Annotated in this window: 19 protein-coding genes; 14 read left to right on the top strand and 5 right to left on the bottom strand. The window is 46.4% G+C overall.

Features of this window, described 5'->3' with window-relative positions; genetic code table 11:
* Positions 1-88: 88 nt before the first annotated feature.
* A complete protein-coding gene (locus MHI38_RS10335; RefSeq protein ID WP_154891008.1) occupies positions 89-805 on the top strand; it encodes a glycosyltransferase in 717 nt (238 codons plus the stop codon).
* 260 nt (positions 806-1,065) lie between these two features.
* A complete protein-coding gene (locus MHI38_RS10330) occupies positions 1,066-1,620 on the top strand; it encodes a GNAT family N-acetyltransferase (RefSeq protein ID WP_154891007.1) in 555 nt (184 codons plus the stop codon).
* 120 nt (positions 1,621-1,740) lie between these two features.
* Here MHI38_RS10330 and MHI38_RS10325 read toward each other — a convergent pair whose 3' ends face one another.
* Both MHI38_RS10325 and MHI38_RS10320 read right to left on the bottom strand, forming a co-directional pair.
* The gene (locus MHI38_RS10325; protein WP_167375712.1) at positions 1,741-1,911 is read right to left on the bottom strand and encodes a hypothetical protein; all 171 of its coding nucleotides are present in this window, start codon (positions 1,909-1,911) and stop codon (positions 1,741-1,743) included.
* Positions 1,908-3,146: a glycosyltransferase family 4 protein gene (locus tag MHI38_RS10320; protein WP_308723097.1), complete on the bottom strand. Its 1,239-nt coding sequence runs from the start codon at positions 3,144-3,146 to the stop codon at positions 1,908-1,910. Before MHI38_RS10320 ends, MHI38_RS10325 begins: the two co-directional genes overlap by 4 nt.
* Before the next feature lie 193 nt (positions 3,147-3,339).
* On the opposite strand from MHI38_RS10320, the gene MHI38_RS10315 reads away from it, so the two are divergent.
* Positions 3,340-3,699, top strand: a complete 360-nt coding sequence (locus tag MHI38_RS10315; protein ID WP_253491655.1) for a hypothetical protein — start codon at positions 3,340-3,342, stop codon at positions 3,697-3,699.
* A 241-nt stretch (positions 3,700-3,940) separates the two neighbouring features.
* Positions 3,941-5,431: a DHA2 family efflux MFS transporter permease subunit gene (locus MHI38_RS10310; protein WP_308723098.1), complete on the top strand. Its 1,491-nt coding sequence runs from the start codon at positions 3,941-3,943 to the stop codon at positions 5,429-5,431.
* A gap of 316 nt (positions 5,432-5,747) precedes the next feature.
* Here the strand turns inward: MHI38_RS10310 and MHI38_RS10305 are convergent, their stop codons facing one another.
* Positions 5,748-6,821: a glycosyltransferase family 4 protein gene (locus tag MHI38_RS10305; RefSeq protein ID WP_186811753.1), complete on the bottom strand. Its 1,074-nt coding sequence runs from the start codon at positions 6,819-6,821 to the stop codon at positions 5,748-5,750.
* A 238-nt stretch (positions 6,822-7,059) separates the two neighbouring features.
* Here MHI38_RS10305 and MHI38_RS10300 point away from each other — a divergent pair, with 238 nt between their 5' ends.
* The 6 genes from MHI38_RS10300 to MHI38_RS10275 all read left to right on the top strand — a co-directional run bounded on the left by MHI38_RS10300 (position 7,060) and on the right by MHI38_RS10275 (position 12,977).
* Entirely contained in the window at positions 7,060-8,208 is a 1,149-nt protein-coding gene (locus tag MHI38_RS10300) for an ABC transporter ATP-binding protein (RefSeq protein WP_341181237.1), read from the top strand.
* Positions 8,205-8,921, top strand: a complete 717-nt coding sequence (locus tag MHI38_RS10295) for an ABC transporter permease subunit (RefSeq protein WP_341181236.1) — start codon at positions 8,205-8,207, stop codon at positions 8,919-8,921. Before MHI38_RS10300 ends, MHI38_RS10295 begins: the two co-directional genes overlap by 4 nt.
* Before the next feature lie 4 nt (positions 8,922-8,925).
* Positions 8,926-10,320, top strand: a complete 1,395-nt coding sequence (locus MHI38_RS10290) for a GldG family protein (RefSeq protein ID WP_341181235.1) — start codon at positions 8,926-8,928, stop codon at positions 10,318-10,320.
* Positions 10,317-11,324, top strand: coding sequence for a DUF4340 domain-containing protein (locus tag MHI38_RS10285; protein ID WP_341181234.1), 1,008 nt, complete (start codon positions 10,317-10,319; stop codon positions 11,322-11,324). Before MHI38_RS10290 ends, MHI38_RS10285 begins: the two co-directional genes overlap by 4 nt.
* A 209-nt stretch (positions 11,325-11,533) precedes the next feature.
* Complete coding sequence (locus MHI38_RS10280; protein WP_341181233.1) at positions 11,534-12,526, top strand: YhcN/YlaJ family sporulation lipoprotein; 993 nt, start codon at positions 11,534-11,536, stop codon at positions 12,524-12,526.
* Positions 12,527-12,749: 223 nt separating this feature from the next.
* On the top strand, positions 12,750-12,977 hold the full coding sequence (locus MHI38_RS10275; protein ID WP_090919235.1) for a helix-turn-helix domain-containing protein: 228 nt from the start codon (positions 12,750-12,752) through the stop codon (positions 12,975-12,977).
* A gap of 226 nt (positions 12,978-13,203) precedes the next feature.
* On the opposite strand, the gene MHI38_RS10270 is transcribed toward MHI38_RS10275, so the two are convergent.
* Positions 13,204-13,551 (bottom strand): hypothetical protein, encoded by a 348-nt coding sequence (locus tag MHI38_RS10270; RefSeq protein ID WP_154890997.1) that lies wholly within the window; start codon positions 13,549-13,551, stop codon positions 13,204-13,206.
* Between the two features lie 159 nt (positions 13,552-13,710).
* Positions 13,711-14,115 carry a hypothetical protein gene (locus MHI38_RS10265; RefSeq protein ID WP_154890996.1) on the bottom strand — a complete coding sequence of 135 codons (405 nt, stop codon included), beginning with the start codon at positions 14,113-14,115 and terminating at the stop codon, positions 13,711-13,713.
* A gap of 286 nt (positions 14,116-14,401) precedes the next feature.
* Here MHI38_RS10265 and MHI38_RS10260 point away from each other — a divergent pair, with 286 nt between their 5' ends.
* From MHI38_RS10260 to MHI38_RS10245, 4 genes are all read left to right on the top strand, one after another.
* Complete coding sequence (locus MHI38_RS10260; RefSeq protein WP_154959632.1) at positions 14,402-15,265, top strand: MurR/RpiR family transcriptional regulator; 864 nt, start codon at positions 14,402-14,404, stop codon at positions 15,263-15,265.
* Between the two features lie 3 nt (positions 15,266-15,268).
* Positions 15,269-15,997, top strand: coding sequence for a glucosamine-6-phosphate deaminase (gene nagB / locus MHI38_RS10255; protein WP_090919223.1), 729 nt, complete (start codon positions 15,269-15,271; stop codon positions 15,995-15,997).
* Positions 15,994-17,208 carry an N-acetylglucosamine-6-phosphate deacetylase gene (gene nagA / locus MHI38_RS10250; protein ID WP_154890994.1) on the top strand — a complete coding sequence of 405 codons (1,215 nt, stop codon included), beginning with the start codon at positions 15,994-15,996 and terminating at the stop codon, positions 17,206-17,208. Before nagB ends, nagA begins: the two co-directional genes overlap by 4 nt.
* A 76-nt stretch (positions 17,209-17,284) precedes the next feature.
* Positions 17,285-17,656: a hypothetical protein gene (locus MHI38_RS10245; protein ID WP_090919216.1), complete on the top strand. Its 372-nt coding sequence runs from the start codon at positions 17,285-17,287 to the stop codon at positions 17,654-17,656.
* Positions 17,657-18,341: the final 685 nt, after the last annotated feature.

Here is an 18,341-nt window from a genome sequence, read left to right as displayed (position 1 = left end):
GCCCGATACTGCGGGTTGAAACCTTCATATACTGGAGGAGACGCAAGAGTTTGCTTTGCACAGATTTGAGGAGGAAGGGGATGCCCGGATGGAGCCGAAGGTTTCGATCGTGATTCCTTTTTATAATTGTCCGTATATCGAGCAGGCCGTTCACAGTGCCCTTCACCAGACGTATCCGCATATTGAGGTGATCGTGGTGGATGATGGGTCGACCAAACATGTGGAGCGGCTACAGCCGTTTATGGAAGAGATTCATTATATTCGCAAAGAGAATGGCGGCACAGCGACCGCACTTAACGAAGGCATCAAACATGCAACAGGAGACTATTTTGTTTGGCTCAGCTCGGATGATGTGATGCTGCTGAATCGGGTGGAAAAACAGTTGAGGTTTATGCTTGATGTCCAAGCATCGTTCTGTCATGGGGCGTATCATTACATCAATGAACATGGCGAATGGCTGGATACGGTGCAGCCTGAGGTGGGAAGCCGTCTGGAAATGTTGCAGGTGCTGATGGAAGGCTGCCCGATTAATGGATGTACGGTAATGGTGGAGATGGAGGCGTTTGAGCGCTTTGGGGTGTTCGACACGGATTTTCGGTATACGCATGATTATGAGATGTGGCTGAGATTATTCCCGATGTATGAGCTGTTTTACTTTAATGAACCACTGATGTGTTACCGGCTGCACGAGTCGATGGGTACGAAACGTCATTTCAAGGAACTGGTCGCGGAGATGGAACGTGTTCAGGAGAAACACCGTCCAATCTTGCTTAATTTGTTGCATGTTGGCGGGTATTGGAAATGATGGACGATTGCAATTGTAGGTCTATCTAGCAGAGCAACATGGATCAGCAGGATGATTAGCTAAAATACGGAGTATGAGGAGCGAACACCTGAGCAGCAGTGGAAGATGCTACTCAGGTATTCGCTCTTTTTTTGAAAAGGATGAGATAGCGAAATTCCTGTATAATGAACGGTGACTTGTACATAGAAGGGACTGAATGATGCGCAGATATCAATATTGGATAACCGGACTATTAAATAATAATAATGGAGGTTAACGTATTGATTACCGAATTACACACGACAAGACTACAATTAAGTCAAATGAAAGCTTCCGACTCGACTGAGCTCTTTCAGGTATGGTCTGACCCAGAGGTCGCCATGTTTATGAATATTTCCCCGTTCTCGGATGAAAAACAAGCGCTGGAGATGATTCAGTTGCTCGCTGATCTGGCTAAGGAAAAAAAGGCTATCCGCTTCTCCATTATTGAAAAGGAATCGGGTGTGATCATGGGCTCCTGCGGTTATAACTATCTTGATAATGAACAAGCTAGAGCCGAGATCGGGTACGATCTGGCCAAAGCTTACTGGGGTAGAGGGTATGCAATGGAGGCTGTATCTGCTCTATTAACTCACGGCTTCTCTTCTTTGAAACTCAATCGGATTGAGGCAAAAGTTGATCCCCGTAACGTGAGCTCTATTAAACTGCTGGAGAAGCTAGATTTCACGCGGGAAGGAACGTTGAGAGGTTACGAGAGAGCAGGAAGTGGAGCAGAACCAGGTTCGAGGGATACGTTTAATGATCTGTATATGTATTCGAAGTTGGCATCCGATTAATTAGAAAAAAGTTGAGGTATGAGTAGATTATGAAAAAAAGAAGCTACAGATTTAGATCTGTGGCTTCTTTTTGTAATGCTTGCACATTAGCCTTGAAGAGGCTACTCGGAGAGTAATTTTTTAGTCCTTTTCATTCAAAATAACCATGGATACCGGATCGGGAAACACATATCCTTTCGGAAGCTTTTGCATAAGTGCGTTCATCGTCTCGTAATCCACCTCAATGTGGGGCGTGGAGACGGGAACGGAAAACCAGCGATTATACAGATCACTTGGAACAAGCAAGGTCATGCCCGGAGTCCTCCTCTATAGATCGCTTCTTGATATACATCCAGTGTACGTAATCCCATTTCTTCCAAGGAGCGATGCTGTTCAGCCCATGATTTGGCGGCGGCTCCTACCTTTTTGCGAGTTGCATCATCCTCAAGCAGCGCATGCAGCAGCTCGCTGAGTGAATCGGCATCTTGCGTGGGAACGACCCACCCGGTGTGCCCCGGTTCAACCATTTCGGGCATGCCCGCTGTGCCGCTGACGATGACGGGAACGCCTGCAAGCTGTGCTTCGGTAACAGAAAAAGGCTGTGTGTCCTGAAGGCTTGGCTGCACATAAATGTCCGCATGTTTGAGAAAAGAAGGGATGTTGTCCAGCTTGCCCCAGAATATAATATCTTCGGCAATACCAGCGTTAGAAGCCTGACCACGTAACTCATCCAGCAGATTGCCTTCTCCTGCAATCCAGCACACCCAATCCGAACGTTTGGTCTTCAGGCTGGCGAGCGCCTTGATCAGCACATGAACCCCTTTGATATATTCAAGTCTTCCGGTAAAAGCAATAACCTTCTTGCCCGCAGGTGCGCGATGAGGGAACCTGGCAGCGGCAGCTTTACGATAATTCGGCAGATCGACAGCATACGGAATTTGTCTGAATTTGGACTCCGGCACGCCGAGTTCAGTCACCGTGCTTTTAATCCAGTGACTCGACACCAGAATCAATTCAGATTGCGCCGCGCTGCGTTGCTCCAGTGAGAGGAAATAACGTCCGCGTTTGGATTGCAAATAGGCAGATAGTGTTAACTGTGGATTGGAATTTTGCTCATCGTAGAACGCTTCGCGAGCAAGAGCTCCATGGTAACTTGTAACGAGCGGTATGTTTCGCTTCATAATCCGTTTGATCGCTACAGCTGCAACAGGGTCTTGAGCATGAATAACGTCATACTGTTCCACGCCAAGATAGGAAGCAGCCATCTCAAAAGCATATCTGTTCAATTCGTAATAAGCCAGCAGTGAGTCAGCTGTGAATTGTGGAAGGTCGTTTGGGTTAAGCTTGGCTTGCAACATGGGCCATACCAGATCTTTCGAGAAAGAACGATTGAGATTACGAACATATACTTCATTTTTGGCGCTGTTTGTGCCCATGATATCCACTTCAACACCGAGGGCACCGAGTCTGTCGGCGAGTTGTTTAATATATGTCCAGATGCCTCCCATATGTGTAAGTTCCCAATACGTAACGAGCAGAACTCTCATAATGACCTCCTTGTCGCGGCCTGCACAGGCCGAACTCCTATCCTGTTATTCTATGAAATAAACGGGAGTTCAGGTCGGGCATCCGTTGCAATCCTTAAAATTAGGTGACTGTACATGCCAATGGACGAGAAGAAACATATTCTGTCTACAGGGAGAATTGCGAAGAATTCAGGCTCCGCAGGAGGGATACAAGATGGCCGTATATATCATCCAGATGCATGAGAATTTGCTTCAGACGTTTATTCCTGTGAAATATATGGATGTGGAAGTTGCTTATGTTGGAGATGGGGAAGGAACAGATATATACGTTGGAGTAGGCGGAATTTACGGAGAAATGTACCGAAACTTATTTCATGTAAACCCAGGCTCCGGGACGGCAGCAAATAGTTATGTCATTCATAATCTGAATGTGTCTGGCAAAATCTGTGAGTTGAAAATCATAAGTAATAGTTCAGTACCAAACCATCTGTTGATTCGAATCTACTGTCGCAGCGGGGATGGACAGCTCATCGGCGTATTGTCGGAGCATCAGATGATCAAACTTGCTGATTAATGTGTACACAACGATACGGAGCAGGCGAGAGGCCTGCTTCTTTTTTTGTCGTTTTTTTATATAAAACGATGCCTTGAAAAATAGCTTGACAGCAAAGGTATTTTCATTAAAATTAAACCAGTATAAAACGAAAGTTTAAAACAATGATTTAAAACGATGGTTTGAAACAACCGTCATTATAGGCAGTACGCAGGCCGGGTCACCCTGATGCCATTGCGACGCCGGAAAAGAGAGTGAGTGCGTGAAACAACAAACATCAGTACCACAGGAGACAGAAGAATTTTCAATCAGGACGATTATTCTGCCGCTTCTATCGATTATCGTCGGCATGATTATGGTCATTCTGGACAGCACGGTCGTTAACGTAGCTATTCCAAATCTGGTACAGTACTTCGAGACAGACCTGAAAACCATTCAATGGACAGTTACAGGGTATACACTCGCCTTGTCCGCTGTAATTCCACTAGCAGGATGGCTGACCGACCGTTTCGGGGCCAAAAGAGTATTTTTATTTACGATTGCCATGTTTACCCTTGGCTCTGTATTGTGTTCGATTGCTCAATCACCAGAGCAGTTGATTCTATTTCGTGTCATTCAAGGACTTGGCGGAGGTATGGTTGCTCCAATCGGGATGGCCATGGTGTTTCGTCTGGCTCCGCCAGAACGCAGAGGTTCCATTATGGGGATGCTCGGTATTCCGATGCTGCTTGCTCCTGCGCTCGGTCCGGTATTGTCCGGCTGGTTTATTGAATCGGTCAGCTGGCACTGGATTTTCCTGATTAACCTGCCGATTGGTATTGCGGCTTTCATTCTCTGTGTTCGATTCTTACCGGATACCGACCGTGGCCTTACACCTGCTCTGGATTTGCTGGGAATGATTCTTGCACCAATTGCTTTCTCCATGCTGGCGTATGGTGTAAGTGAAGGCGGCACGAGCTGGACGTCTGCGACAACACTTACGGGCGTTATTGTTGGCGGAGTAGCGCTTATCCTGTTTATTATCGTAGAGCTTCGTCAAAAAAATCCGTTGCTTGAGCTTCGGGTGTTTACCTCTTCCGACTTCTCCAGAGGTATTGTCCTAGCTTGGGTAGCCCAAGTGGCTTTGTTCGGCTCGATGATTCTGATCCCGCTCTACTTGCAGCAGATCAAAGGATACACGGCACTCGAGACAGGACTAATCCTGCTGCCTCAAGCGCTGGCTTCCGGGATTTCCATGCCACTGGGCGGTCGACTGTTTGACAAAATTGGAGCAAGACCACTGGCCTTTGTAGGTCTGGGGATTATTTCAGGAGCGTTGTTTATTTTGTCCTCGATTACAGCTACGACAGGGCTAGGTCTTATTATTACCGTCTTGCTTATGATGGGATTTGGTATGGGCTTGTCCATGATGCCACTGAACACACACGTATTGAATGCGGCACCGCGTAAACTGGTGGCCCGTGTGACACCATTAACTGCTGCTGCGCAGCAGGTTGTTGTTTCCTTTGCGGTAGCGGGTCTTACGGGATTCCTTACTTCTCGTGTGACAAGCAACACAATGGGCACGGAAAAAGCAGATATCGTTAACGGACTGGTGAGCGGATTCAATGATACGTTTCTCCTCGCGGCGTGTATTGCGCTGTTCGGTTGTGTGCTTAGTCTGATTCTGCGTAAACCGAAGCGTACGGCTGAACCGGAACCGGAATTGCAGACAGGAGATAGCCCTGACCCAGCGATGATGATGGGACATTAATAGATTTCCAATATATAACAAATTTAAGGCAGTTCAGAAGCGTATGCTCTGGACTGCCTTTTGATTACCCAATTCTCGATATAACTTGCACTAATTTATTTACACAGAAACGGAGAGGACAGAAAAAACCTGGAAAAGCGGAGCTAAAAGCTTTCTGGAAGAAAGCTGCTTCGGAAGGATTTGCTTCGCCTTTATCACCGGATTTTTCCCTTTGGAAAAGGGAATCCAAAAAATCTGGGGATAACAGCGATTGGATGGTTATTCTGTCATCGGAGTGGTCCGTGTAAATCATACATAGTTCAAGTTAATCAGTCGTTCAATGAAAAATTCTCAAAGCCGTCATCATTTCGCGGAAAGAGGCTGCGTATCGGTCGGGTGAAAAGGATATACTCAGATGCTGTCTTCCCTGGATACGAATATATTCCCGAAGTTTCTTGTTGTTCATTAGATCCATTGCCTCGTTTACTGCGGCATGCACATCGCCAATCGGATAGAATTTACCCGTTTTGTTGTGAGTAATAAATGAACGAACGCCATCCGAATCTGTACTGAGTACAGGGCAACCACAGCTAATGGCTTCGGCTACGGCATAACCGAAACCTTCGAGTAAAGAAGTGGATAACATAATCCCTCCTGAAGCAGCAACCATGGAATAGAAGGTTGGCATTTCCGAGTGGGGAACGTTCACAAAGATCCCGATGCGATCTTCTAATCCATACTCGGCGAGCAGATGCCGAAACATGACCTCATCTTCCGGATTAGCCAAGGTGGGATCGTGGAAGAGCCACAGCCTGGCTTTTGGTTTCTTTTTAATAATCGCATGGGAAATTTCCAGGAACTCACGCCAGTTTTTGTTGTGCTCCAGACGTCCGACCCACGCAAGAACCGGGTAAGGCGGAGTGTCCACAGCGATCGGGGCAAAAGCATCCGTATCCAGCATGTTGGGGATGACAAAACGATGAAGCCAAGGGCAAATATGGATGAACATATCCAGTAGATGATCGGTTGGGGGTATTACAGCAGCATCGCAATGAGCTTGAAGGTAGGGGACGGCCATTTCAATGGTTTCCAGTGCTTGTTCTCGCGTGCCTAGACCTTGTGCTTCAAAAATTATCCGGCCTTTGTAACCCAGACCTCTCAAACGACCAGGCATGGCAATATCCGAAGTGGTAATAATGGCATCATAGTGCTGACTGTGGATTAGATGATGAATATCCTGGTCACTGGATGCGGTGAAAATACGAGTGTCGCTGTTATTCTGCAAGCCTGAACCTGTATTCAAATACAATAGATGTGCCTCTATGCCATGACGTTTCAATACAGCGGTTCGCAGTCGGTTAAGCGTATCCACACCGCCGCTGGGAACATAAAACGTGAACAATACTTTCACACGATTCACCCTCTGACTTTTGGTCAGGAGCTCATTCTCCTGTACTGTATGTTACGTATGACCCAAGGGCGGGGTGTGGGTACAATGTTGAAAGTTCACAATTTAGACAAAAAAAATTAAGCTTTATTTTAAGTGATCTTAAGCTGAGGCTAGCGTACATCCCATATCATACAAATAACTTCCCGTGTTGTGTTTAATCGCGCTACATGGGTATTTTTAACGGGAAAGGATGAAGGACGTGCTCGAAGTGAGACAGGTGAGCAAAGTGTACGAGGGCCAGCGCGGTGTGCACCAATTGGACTTCACCATGGAGCGAGGCGAGATCGTTGGATTTCTGGGACCCAATGGTGCTGGAAAAACGACGACGATGCGAATGATTACAGGGTATTTGCATCCCAGTGAAGGCTCGGTGCTGGTCGATGGTGTATCAGTGCATGATCAGGGGCGTAGTGTTCGCTCGAAGATTGGGTATCTTCCAGAAACGCCGCCGCTCTATCCGGATATGACGGTGCAGTCATATCTTAAATTTGTGGCTAATCTGAGGGATGTTCCGGCGCGTGAGGTCAAACTTCGGATTAGTGAGATGGTCAGCAGGCTGGGATTGCAGGGCAGGGAAAAACAACTGGTGCGCGGATTATCCAAAGGTTATAAACAGCGGCTGGGATTAGCAGGAGCGATCATACATAAGCCAGACCTGCTGGTGCTGGATGAACCTACCTCTGGACTTGATCCGAACCAAATTATCGAGATTAGAGATTTGATTCGGGAACTGGGTGAAAATCATACCGTATTACTTAGCACGCATATTTTGCCTGAGGTAAGCACACTATGTAACCGAATGCTGATTATTAATCAAGGGAGGCTTGTGCTCGATGGATCTCCGCAGGAACTTGGGTCTGCAGTGGGAGAGCGTTTCAAAGTGTCCCTTGAAGTCAAAGCAACGGAGCAACAACTGCTACAGGTGCTGAATCCTTGGGAGAAGGCAAAAAGTGAAGTTATTCCATTATCATCAACCTCTTCGTTGTCTTCATCCTCTGATAGTAATCTGGAAGCAACTGCAAGTGAACTAGCAGGGGAAGATGATATAGCAGTTTCAGTAGCAGAGACAACCGATACACCAGATGCAGGCGATACAACATCTCATGTAGCTTCTACTGTTCACGTAAGGCTCACCGGGGAAACGTCCGAGGATTTCCGGGAAGAGCTGTTTTATCTGTTATCGGGTGCAGGTTTGCCAATTCTGGAGATGAAACGTGAAAACCTGAGCTTGGAGCAAATATTCCTGAAGTTAACAACGTCCGAACCAGAAAACTATGATGCTGCAGACGCGCAGGACGTATCTGATCCCAAGGTCTCGAATCCGGGTTCAGAGGAGGGAAGCCAATGAGAAGAATGCTGGCAATCTGTAACAAGGAGCTACAGGCGTATTTCCTGTCACCAACCTCTTATTTTGTTTTTGCCGTATACGTGCTGATGACGAGTCTGTTGTTTTACTCCAGCTTTGTATATGTTCAGCCGAGCATTGTAGACTATCGCCTGGTCTTGGGTGATACATTGTTCATGCTACTTTTTGTCGTGCCATTGTTAACGATGCGACTCGTTGCAGAGGAGTTCAGGCAGGGAACAGACGAGTTACTGTTGACTTCACCGACACGAGTGACCGAGATTATTTTCGGAAAATATTTGGCTTCACTGGCCATTTTGCTCGTGCTCATTCTGTGCAGTCTAGTGTATCCATTCATCATGTCTTTCTACGGGAAGCTGGATCTGACATCTGTCTGGTTGTCTGCACTTGGATTGTTCTTCCTCGGCGCCAGTATGATGGCGATTGGAGTGTTTGCTTCTACGTTGTCTCAGCATCAGATGGTGTCTGCGGTGGCGGGTTTTATTATGTTGCTCGTTTTGTGGATGCTTGATTCATTCGCAGGTAATACGGGGTCCACTTTACAGAAATGGCTTGATCCGTTTGCGCTGACAAAGCACTTTGACAACTTTACCAAAGGTGTGCTGAGCGGACCGGATGTTCTATATTATGTCACACTTACGGGTGTGTTTTTATTGTTAAGTATTCAAATTGTGGAACGGAAGCGGTGGAGGTGAGAAGATGAAAAAATGGTTAAGTCATACCAACAGTACCGTCTTGTCCGTCGCGGTGATTGGCATCTTTATTTTGCTAACCCTGTTCCTGAATTCGCTTGGCGGCTTCCAGCTCGACCTGACCTCGAATAAACAATATACACTATCCGACCAGTCCCTAACGGCGATCAAAAATGTCAAAGATGATGTCAACATTCTCGTGTTAACGGTTGAAAATGCAAACAATACCGTCCTGAACCGCGAAGTGGCGGATATGGTTGAAGAATATACTAAACGCAGCAGTAAGCTGAAAATGAAACAGTACAACTTGACGCAGGAACCTGCGCTTGCCTCCAAATACGGGATCACAGGTAGCTCGATTGTGCTGGAGCAAGGAGACCGGCATAAGGTCATTGATATTGCCAGCTTGTTCACTGCGAACGGGGACGGTAGCGACGGGTCTTACCAGTTTACGGGTGAGGAGAAATTAACACAGGCACTGATGAACCTTTCCTCTACAGAGACGAAAAAAATGGTATTCCTGACCGGACATGAAGAACTAAGTCTGGATCAGATGGGCACTTTGCGATCTTCACTGGAACAGAATAATGTCACAACAGAGGAGTTGCAACTGAATCAGGCTGGTAAAGTACCTGAGGATGCCGATGTACTCGCTATTATTGGGCCACAGCGTGATCTGAGTGATGCTGAGCTTACGGCCGTACGGACATATATGAGCAATGGAGGTAAGCTGTTATTATCCCTCGGTTTTGCAGAAGATATGAAGTCCAGTTGGAAAAATATCGACGCATTGATCGCTGACTACGGTGTAGTTGATGAGCATGCAGTTATGGTGGATAACAATCAAGCCAGTACAATGGGCCCGCTGTGGGTGTCCCCTGAGTACGGAAGTCATGCGATCACAGACAAGCTTGCTCAGAACAAACTGTACCCGATGCTGTCTCTGTCGATTGCACTAACCAGCAAGGAGCAGGACAAATACAAGCTGTCTCCGTTAATGCATTCCTCCAATGAAAGTTACGGAGAGACCAATATTAGCGGTTTGCTGCAAAATGAAACGAACAATGACAAGGAGGTGGACATCCAGGGCCCTGTCGAACTCGGTTATGCCGCGGATACGTTGGATGGCAAGCCCAAAGCCGTCATTCTGGGGTCGTCCATTTTCATGCAGGATTCGGAAATTGCGAGTGGCGGCAATCGGGATTTCATTTTGAATACCGTGAATTATTTGAGTGAAAAACAAGACGGTCTGACGATTCGTCCACGTGTACAGGCTGGTTATGAGATCGCGTATCTGAATGGTCAGCAGGCCAGAACGATCTTTTTTGTAGCGATTGTGGCATTCCCGCTTATCTTTGTGATCATCGGTGTACTCTTATGGTGGAGGCGCAAACGGGTATGAAAAAAATAATACCAACATTGGTGGTCGTTGTTATATTGATTGCAGGCTGGGTGTATGCGGCCAATCAGAATTATTTTCGAGAAGAAGAGGCCGTGCAGGCCAAACTTCTTGGTATATCATCAGCAGATATTCAGGCGATTACACTGCATGAGGGGACTGAAGATAAGTCCGGAACAGGTACAGATTCAGATGCTGTGTCAACGTTAGAACTAAAGGACGGCATCTGGCATATGACTGAGCCGAAGAACTATCCTCTTAATGAGTACAGTGTTGGTAGTTGGCTCGATGCGATGAGTAGTGCTGACCAGGAGATGGTTGTCGAAGAGTCGCCAAAGGATGTTGAGAAGTACGGCTTGGGCACTGCGGCTACACGTCTGGATATTAAAGTGAAAGATGGGCGTGAATTCAAGATTGCTATTGGTAACCAGTTACCTGCGGGAGATGCACATTACGTTCGGGTGAATTCAGGAGCGGTGGTTGCTGTGAAAAATGATGCGGTGACCAACATTGCTCTCACACGCCGCCAACTGCTGGATACAACTCCATTTAATATGGATGAATCTAATGTGCGTACGCTGGAATGGGAAGGCGAAGCATCGAGCTGGATGCTGAAGGCATCGGCAGAAGGGGATACGGCGTCTGAACATACGTGGACCATCAATGGAAAATCCATTAAGTCAGAGGATGCGATATCGCTGATCGGTCAAATTAAAAATTTGACTACCGCCGATGACGTTCGTAAGGCGTCCGAATTAAAAGATGCGATTCCTCGATCCACTTTGTCAGCCCAGCAACAGGTAAACGGGAAAGAGACGACTACGGTATATCGGTTGCTGACGACCTCTTCCGAGCCAGATACCATCTGGGTGGTCACTCCGGATGAAGGGTGGGCCTATACGATGGATGCGGCTAGTTTGAAAGAAGTGGAGAAGGATGCGGAAAAACTCAAAACCTCCGCTGCGTCTTCGGAGCCTAATACGTCCGAGACATCTTCCGAGAAGTGAGAAAATTAGAACAGAGCAGTGTTGCTGTACATGCAACACTGCTGTTTTTTATTTTGCATGCGGAAAAGTACAGAGTTAAATTACATAAACCTATAAAAATGAGTCAGCTTGGCAGGTTAGAGTGCCATATCCTTTCAGCATATCGGTAACTCCATACGTGCATCCTATCTATGTGAACCAAACCAACCACATTGGAGGATGAACATTACATGCCAACAGTCAACAAGGCAACAGCGATTACGTTATCATTATCTACTGCAATTTTTGTAATGGCCGGCTTGACGGGTTGTGGGAATCGCGATAACAACATGCATACCCAAAGTGTTCGTGAGCAAGCCCATGGTATCAATCGTTACGGCGTCGAAACCAACGGTATGGATGGTATTCGCGCAAAAAGCTACCGGATGCACAATGTCACAGACCTGAGATCCAGTGATGAACTGGCAAAGCGCATTACTGAAATGAAGGAAGTCGAGTCTGCTCATGTCATGTTAACCGACCGTAATGCTTATGTTGCTGTGCGTCTGGCGAATGGGCATGCAGGTAAGCTAGGCAGCAAATCAACAGGTCATACAGGCAGCCGTTTAAATGGCACCATGCGTAATCATGCCAGTGATACGATGCGTGGTGGCTTGATGAATGAGGATATGGGTGGGATGCGTGTTCATGGCGGATCAGGCACGATGTCGCCATATAGCACAAGCGGAATTGCTCCGGGGCTCAATACGGGTACAGCAACAGACCGTAGCCATATGGGCAATGATCGCGGCATCTATGGCACGATGGGCACGGGTACAATCGGTATGATGCGCGGTTTGACGGATAGTGGCAAAGCTCGCCCAATGAACGAAAGTCAGTATGGCACAAGAAGCGAGCGTCCACGTATGATGGACAGTTCGGATGACAACACACCTGAGGAAATCAAAGGTAAAATTTCAGCCAAAATCAAGCAGTTTGCACCAAACGTGGAGAACGTATATGTGTCTGCTAACCCGGATTTCGTAGGCCAGGTGGAGAACTATGCAACTGATCTGCGCAATGGTAAGCCAGTCAGCGGTATGATTGATACGTTCCAGTCGATGGTGGAGCGCATTTTCCCAACGAACGCAGGTGATACCCATAACCGCGACGGTATTCTGGGTGATGGCGTCATGAACCGTAACCACAATGACGGCGGCATGATGAACCGCATGAATCGGTAGGACGGTGGAATGAACAATTGTGCCTTTGCGGAGGGGATACCCAATGCAAGGGCATATTTTGTGATAAGTAAATGAATGCAGACAATATAGACAAACCATAATCGAAATACAGCCCATTTTTCTTCTAAAACTGAACCAACGCCCTTGACCTTACATAAGATGAGTTGACTGTATCCCCTTAACCTTGTTACACCAACACAACCCGAGCAAGGAGGGGTGAACATTGAAGGGTATCGATCATCATAAAAGCAAATTTTTGTTAACCCACCGTGAACGCGAAGTATTCGAATTGCTGGTTCAGGACAAAACAACGCGTGACATCGCAGGGCAGTTATTCATCAGCGAGAAAACGGTGCGTAACCATATCTCCAATGTGATGCAGAAACTCAATGTTAAGGGTCGTTCGCAGGCAGTTGTAGAGCTAATCAAGCTCGGAGAACTTAAGATTTAGCCTGCGAATTACAGTTAAAAATGAGGGTAACACAAAAGCCTTTCTCTATCCTTCAGTATGAAGCATGGGGAAAGGCTTTTATGTTAGTATTGATGTTTTGATGTTTTGTATAAGGAATTGTTATATTAAGATTAGTTTAACACCTCCAAGATTTGCCCGCATACTTACGACATGGCTGCATTCTCTTGAAGGTGTTTTGATTTTTTCAATCTATGAGGTTAGTCTCTTAGTTCATTAAAAATATTGAAAGTATTGTACCTATTATTAAGAAAAGCATTAGAGCCAGTGGAATTGAGCTTATAGTAATTGCCGCAATAGCCAAGCCTCTTCCCGATGTTGAGCGTCTTGCGCTTATACCAAGAAAAAAACTTGTTCCGCTAATCAATAAAACTATTGCCATTGTGATCATTATTCCGTTCCCATTTGTATTATACTTATTTGCTTCCATTGCCCTATGAAATAAAGCGAGGGAGGCTAGTCCAATAAAACTAAATATAAAGGATACTACTGCTCTGCCAAGTCTGTCTACTTTCTTGATTTCCTTTTTCGCTTTCTGTTGTGATAGGGTTCCCATAACAACCTCCTGAGTCTTATGTACTATTTTCTAGTAAAAAAGTAATGCTTCATTATGTTAACACGTTTAAACCCTTAATGGAATAAATTCCTTTTTAGTGGTACACTTTAACGTTTTTCTCCATCCTTTCATTAACAAATGTCATGTCTACCAAGTACACTATAAAGCGTTCAGCGCGTCACCCTCCATCTCTTGACACTTCAATTGAACCTTGTCTTTACGCGTATGTTCCTTCATAAAATCATTCCATCTTTTTCTCGAAAAAGGCTGATAAAATAACTGCTCCAATTCAGCATACTGTGCCTCATTTAAATGCAAAAACAATGCCTTTTTGGCGATTTTAGCGGCAGGTTGTGATGAGTTGGCGCTTCCTTCAACTTTTCGTTTGACCGGCACACGAAATTGCAAAAAATCTTCGTAACGTGTCCAACCTTCCCAGCTCAAGCGGGCTCCTCGTTTCCAGTCAATGGCGTAGATGGCAAAATAATTGTGGTCGGTGTCACTACGCTTGGCGGCAATGATCCAAATGTTTGGGACGATTTTATTACGCTGTCTACGATTCATGAGCAGTTCCCCTTTTTATATCCTTGAAAGTATCATCACATATAGACTCATCCATTTGTTCTGTTGTTGTTAAATTACATACGATTAACTTTAGCAGACTGTGTGAAAACTTCAAATGAACTGAAGGTGTGACTAAGCCTGATTGATTAACATAATGGACTTATATCAACTCCAGCGAAAATCCTCTTGCTTTGCCAGAGCGCCTTGCTTAAAATAAGAATATAAAAATGATTTTCTTTTTAAAATATAAAATAATAAAAATAATTTTCATATTAAAGAGGTGTTTATGGCAGCCATCTTACATGCATTGAAGCAAGAATTGCACAATTTGCCCTCTCAGGAGAGACGAATCGCCGAGGTGATTATTCAATCGCCATCGGACGTACCGGGCATGACCATCAACCAGTTGGCTGAACAGAGCGGGACAAGCGCGGCGACCGTGACTCGTTTTTGCAAATCATTTCATTTCAAAGGTTTCCCCGATCTCAAAATGAAACTCGCCGCCGAACTGTCGCACGCACCGAATGAAACGGCCTATCAGGATATTGTTGCAGGCAACCCGTTATCCAAAATCGTCGAGGCGATTGAAGCGAATCATCTCGCATCTATTGCGGATACCACACGGTTGCTGGATTTGGGCAGGCTGGAACAAGTGGTGCAGCTGTTGTGCCAGGCCCGGCGTATTGACTTGTACGGCGTGGCGACTTCGTCCATTGTTACACAGGATTTTTATCAGAAGCTGGTGCGGATCGGCAAAAGCTGTACTGCCTTTTCCGATTCCCATATGCAGATTACATCCGCTTCCTCGCTTGGGCAAGGAGATGTGGCGCTGGCCGTATCGTATTCAGGTGAAACACCAGAGACGATCGATGCCTTGACCTGTGCCAAAGAGGCTGGAGCTTCCACCATCTCGCTGACGTCATATGGCAGTAATTCACTCGCTACCGTATCGGATATCCCGCTTTTCACATCTTCTCTCGAAGAAGGGATGCGGCGCGGGGACATGGCTTCACGCATTGCGTTGCTACATGTGATTGATATTTTGTTCACAGGCATGGTCAGTGCAGATTTTGATCAATTTATACCTAAACTTGAGCAGTCGTATCACAATGTGCAGTCCTATCGTTTCCATCACACCGGAGGTGCTTGACAGATGAATATTCGTATCTTTGAAAATGAAGAAGATTTGAACGCGACAGGTGCAGGCTTGATCGCCAGCTTGCTACAGACGAAACCTCGTGCCGTACTCGGACTTGCAACAGGTAGTTCACCTGTAGGTATTTATAAACAGTTAATTACGCTGTATCAAAAAGGATTAGTGAGCTTTGCCCAGGCCTCTTCTTTTAACTTGGATGAATATGTAGGTTTACCTACAGAGCATCGTGAAAGTTACCGCAGTTTTATGAATGAGCAGCTGTTTAATCATATCGACATCGATCTATCCCGCACGAATGTGCCGAATGGCGAGGCAGTAGATTTGGAGGAAGAATGTGTGAATTACGAGCTACGTTTGGAGGATCGTGGGCCTGTGGATCTGCAACTGCTCGGGATCGGACATAACGGCCATATTGGTTTTAATGAACCTGGAACGGAATTGACGGGGCGCACCCATGTGGTGGGTCTGAAGGAAGAGACCAGAAAGGCGAACGCCCGCTTTTTTGACAGCATCGAGGAAGTTCCGGCGCAAGCGATTACGATGGGGGTCGGTTCTATTTTAAAAGCAAAACAGATCCTGCTCATTGCCCGTGGAGAAGAGAAAGCGGAGATTATTCGCGAAGCGTTCATGGGTCCGATTACCACATCCTGCCCGGCATCTCTGCTGCAATGTCATCCGAACGTGGTTGTATTGCTGGATCGAGCGGCAGGGAGGCTGGTTAGATGACCGAAACTAATCCTAAAGTCAGTGAGGCTGAAGGTGAGAAAAAGATAACTTTGCTCCGCGGCAGACTATTGCTTGCCGATGAGCTGCTGGAAGACGGTCTGATTGCCTGGCGCGCTGGGAAAATCGTATATGCCGGCATACCGGAAGGTCTGCCTGAATCCCTTCGGCAAGAAGCGGGAGCGATTCCTGCCAAAGGGAAAGGCTTAATCGTGCCTGGTTTTATCGATATCCATGTCCATGGTGGTAACGGGGAAGATTTCATGGATGCCAGTCCTGACGTATTGGACAAGATCACTTCATTTCATAGTTCACAGGGGACGACCGCGATGCTGGCGACATCGATGACGGCTCCGAAGGAACGTCTGGATCATGTTTTGGCTGAAGTAAATCGCTACCGTTCGGATGAAATGCCGTACGCTCAGCTGGAAGGCGTGCATTTGGAGGGACCTTTTTTTAGTCCAAAGTGGCCTGGGGCACAAAATCCGGATCATATCGTGCTTCCTGACGTTAGCTGGCTACAAGGGTGGGAAAAGCAATATCCCGGTCTCATCCGTCAGGTGACGTTGGCACCAGAACGTGAAGGTGCACTGGAGGTTATCTCCTGGCTACGGGAACAGCGGATAACGGCTGCGCTCGGTCACACAGATGCAACTTACGATGACGTACAGCGCGCAGTGGAGGCCGGATTGCATCATGCCGTGCATACGTTTAACGCGATGACACCGCTACACCACCGTGAGCCGGGAACAGCAGGAGCCGTGCTGAGTGACCCGCGTATTAGCGCCGAAGTCATTGCCGATGGTATTCATGTGCATCCTGCCGCGATTTCGATCCTTGCTCAACTGAAACAAGGCAACGATCAGCTGGTGCTGATTACCGATGCGATGTCAGCGGCAGGGCTGGAAGATGGCGAATACAAGATCGGTGATCTGCCCGTTATTGTGAAGAACGGCGAAGCTCGTTTGAAAGAAGGCGGCGCTCTGGCAGGAAGCACGTTGACTATGGTTCGTGGGTTCCGTTATCTTGTGCAGGAAGTAGAGCTTAGTCTGATCGCTGCTTCTAGAGCAGCCAGCTTGACGCCAGCTCGTTTGCTGGGTATCGACCACCGAACGGGTTCCCTGACGAAGGGGAAACAGGCAGATATCGTTTTGCTGAATGAGGATTTGGAGATTGATACGGTGTGGGTAAAGGGCAGAAGGATCAGCTGTTGAGAGGAAATACGCTGAACAATATGTTAAAATAGATCTCAAAAATGAGATCTGCGGATCATCAACGGAGGCATGAATCATGGAACGTAACGCCATGCTGGAACATGATCCGTTTATCCCCGTGCTGGCGGAGAAGCTGCACATTCACGGATATTATGCTTTTTATGGTGAGCATTACAATGAGACGGATATGGAACAGTACCGCAAACATCTGTTCACAACCTTTAATAACATCGTATGGATTGAACTGGATGAGCGTAAAAAATACATGATTGTGGATCATCGTGGACGCAATACGGTCATGAAACTCATCGAAGGTATGTTAAATACGCGCAGAACGCTACGAGCTAATCAGGCAATGGCGGGAACTGATACGAGAGGGGTAGATCAGGAGATCGCTCATTTCTCCAAGCAGGTGCACATGCTGAAATTTACTACGTTTCGCCCGTAAAGTTAAAGTAAAGACAGAGTTGGTCAAGAATGGATAGATGGATGGAGGCCTGCCTGTAACTTTATCCTGACGAACAGTAGGGTGGGGAACGAAGTAATAACCCAAATATGTCGAAGAAGTATCGAATTATGCTTATTTTTGGCTGACCACCTCGTCATGAAGCAGGGCACTCGTGCTGGGAGCTGAACGCAATGCGCAGAGTTCACACTTTAAACCGTTGCGGCAAGTAGCGAGTAGCGAGTCAGACTGTGACAATTATGCTTGAAGCTCTAACGATCCTGAGGGAGCTTATTTTCCATATTTTGCAGTGTTCTCCATTCTAACGATCACCAGAAACGCTATTTCATGTAAATGAGCAGTTTTGGGATGCAAAAGAGGCGTTTCATCTCAAATAAGCTCCCTGGTGATCGTTAGTTTTTTAGAAGTCTCTAAAAGTGTGAAATAAGGTTTCTGGTGATCGTTAGAGCATCAAGTAGCTATTTTTTGTCTATGTTTTTTGGTTTGCTCTTTGTTTTTTTGTTTGGTGCTCTCGCGAAGGGGTTATGCCTAGCATTGACACTTCTATTTATGGGTTTTGTTCTTACATACTTTATAGTTTTACAAAAGATACATCCGCAAAAAAGAGTCCTGTCCAAGAATTAAAATGTCTTTTATCAAGGGTACATTTTAGATCTCACAGGGCTCT

The organism is Paenibacillus sp. FSL K6-1558 (genome assembly GCF_038002565.1).
Taxonomy (GTDB): domain Bacteria; phylum Bacillota; class Bacilli; order Paenibacillales; family Paenibacillaceae; genus Paenibacillus; species Paenibacillus polysaccharolyticus.
Note: the sequence above shows the minus strand (reverse complement) of the source record. Positions and strands in the feature narration are given on the sequence as shown.

Coding starts and splice junctions, on each gene's coding strand:
- MHI38_RS10280 (WP_341181233.1), top strand. CDS start 11,534: ATGCCAACAGTCAACAAGGCAACAGCGATTACGTTATCATTATCTACT.
- nagB (WP_090919223.1), top strand. CDS start 15,269: ATGAATATTCGTATCTTTGAAAATGAAGAAGATTTGAACGCGACAGGT.
- MHI38_RS10335 (WP_154891008.1), top strand. CDS start 89: ATGGAGCCGAAGGTTTCGATCGTGATTCCTTTTTATAATTGTCCGTAT.
- MHI38_RS10270 (WP_154890997.1), bottom strand. CDS start 13,551: ATGGGAACCCTATCACAACAGAAAGCGAAAAAGGAAATCAAGAAAGTA.
- MHI38_RS10290 (WP_341181235.1), top strand. CDS start 8,926: ATGAAAAAATGGTTAAGTCATACCAACAGTACCGTCTTGTCCGTCGCG.
- MHI38_RS10325 (WP_167375712.1), bottom strand. CDS start 1,911: ATGACCTTGCTTGTTCCAAGTGATCTGTATAATCGCTGGTTTTCCGTT.
- MHI38_RS10265 (WP_154890996.1), bottom strand. CDS start 14,115: ATGAATCGTAGACAGCGTAATAAAATCGTCCCAAACATTTGGATCATT.
- MHI38_RS10315 (WP_253491655.1), top strand. CDS start 3,340: ATGGCCGTATATATCATCCAGATGCATGAGAATTTGCTTCAGACGTTT.
- MHI38_RS10285 (WP_341181234.1), top strand. CDS start 10,317: ATGAAAAAAATAATACCAACATTGGTGGTCGTTGTTATATTGATTGCA.
- MHI38_RS10295 (WP_341181236.1), top strand. CDS start 8,205: ATGAGAAGAATGCTGGCAATCTGTAACAAGGAGCTACAGGCGTATTTC.
- nagA (WP_154890994.1), top strand. CDS start 15,994: ATGACCGAAACTAATCCTAAAGTCAGTGAGGCTGAAGGTGAGAAAAAG.
- MHI38_RS10320 (WP_308723097.1), bottom strand. CDS start 3,146: ATGAGAGTTCTGCTCGTTACGTATTGGGAACTTACACATATGGGAGGC.
- MHI38_RS10260 (WP_154959632.1), top strand. CDS start 14,402: ATGGCAGCCATCTTACATGCATTGAAGCAAGAATTGCACAATTTGCCC.
- MHI38_RS10245 (WP_090919216.1), top strand. CDS start 17,285: ATGGAACGTAACGCCATGCTGGAACATGATCCGTTTATCCCCGTGCTG.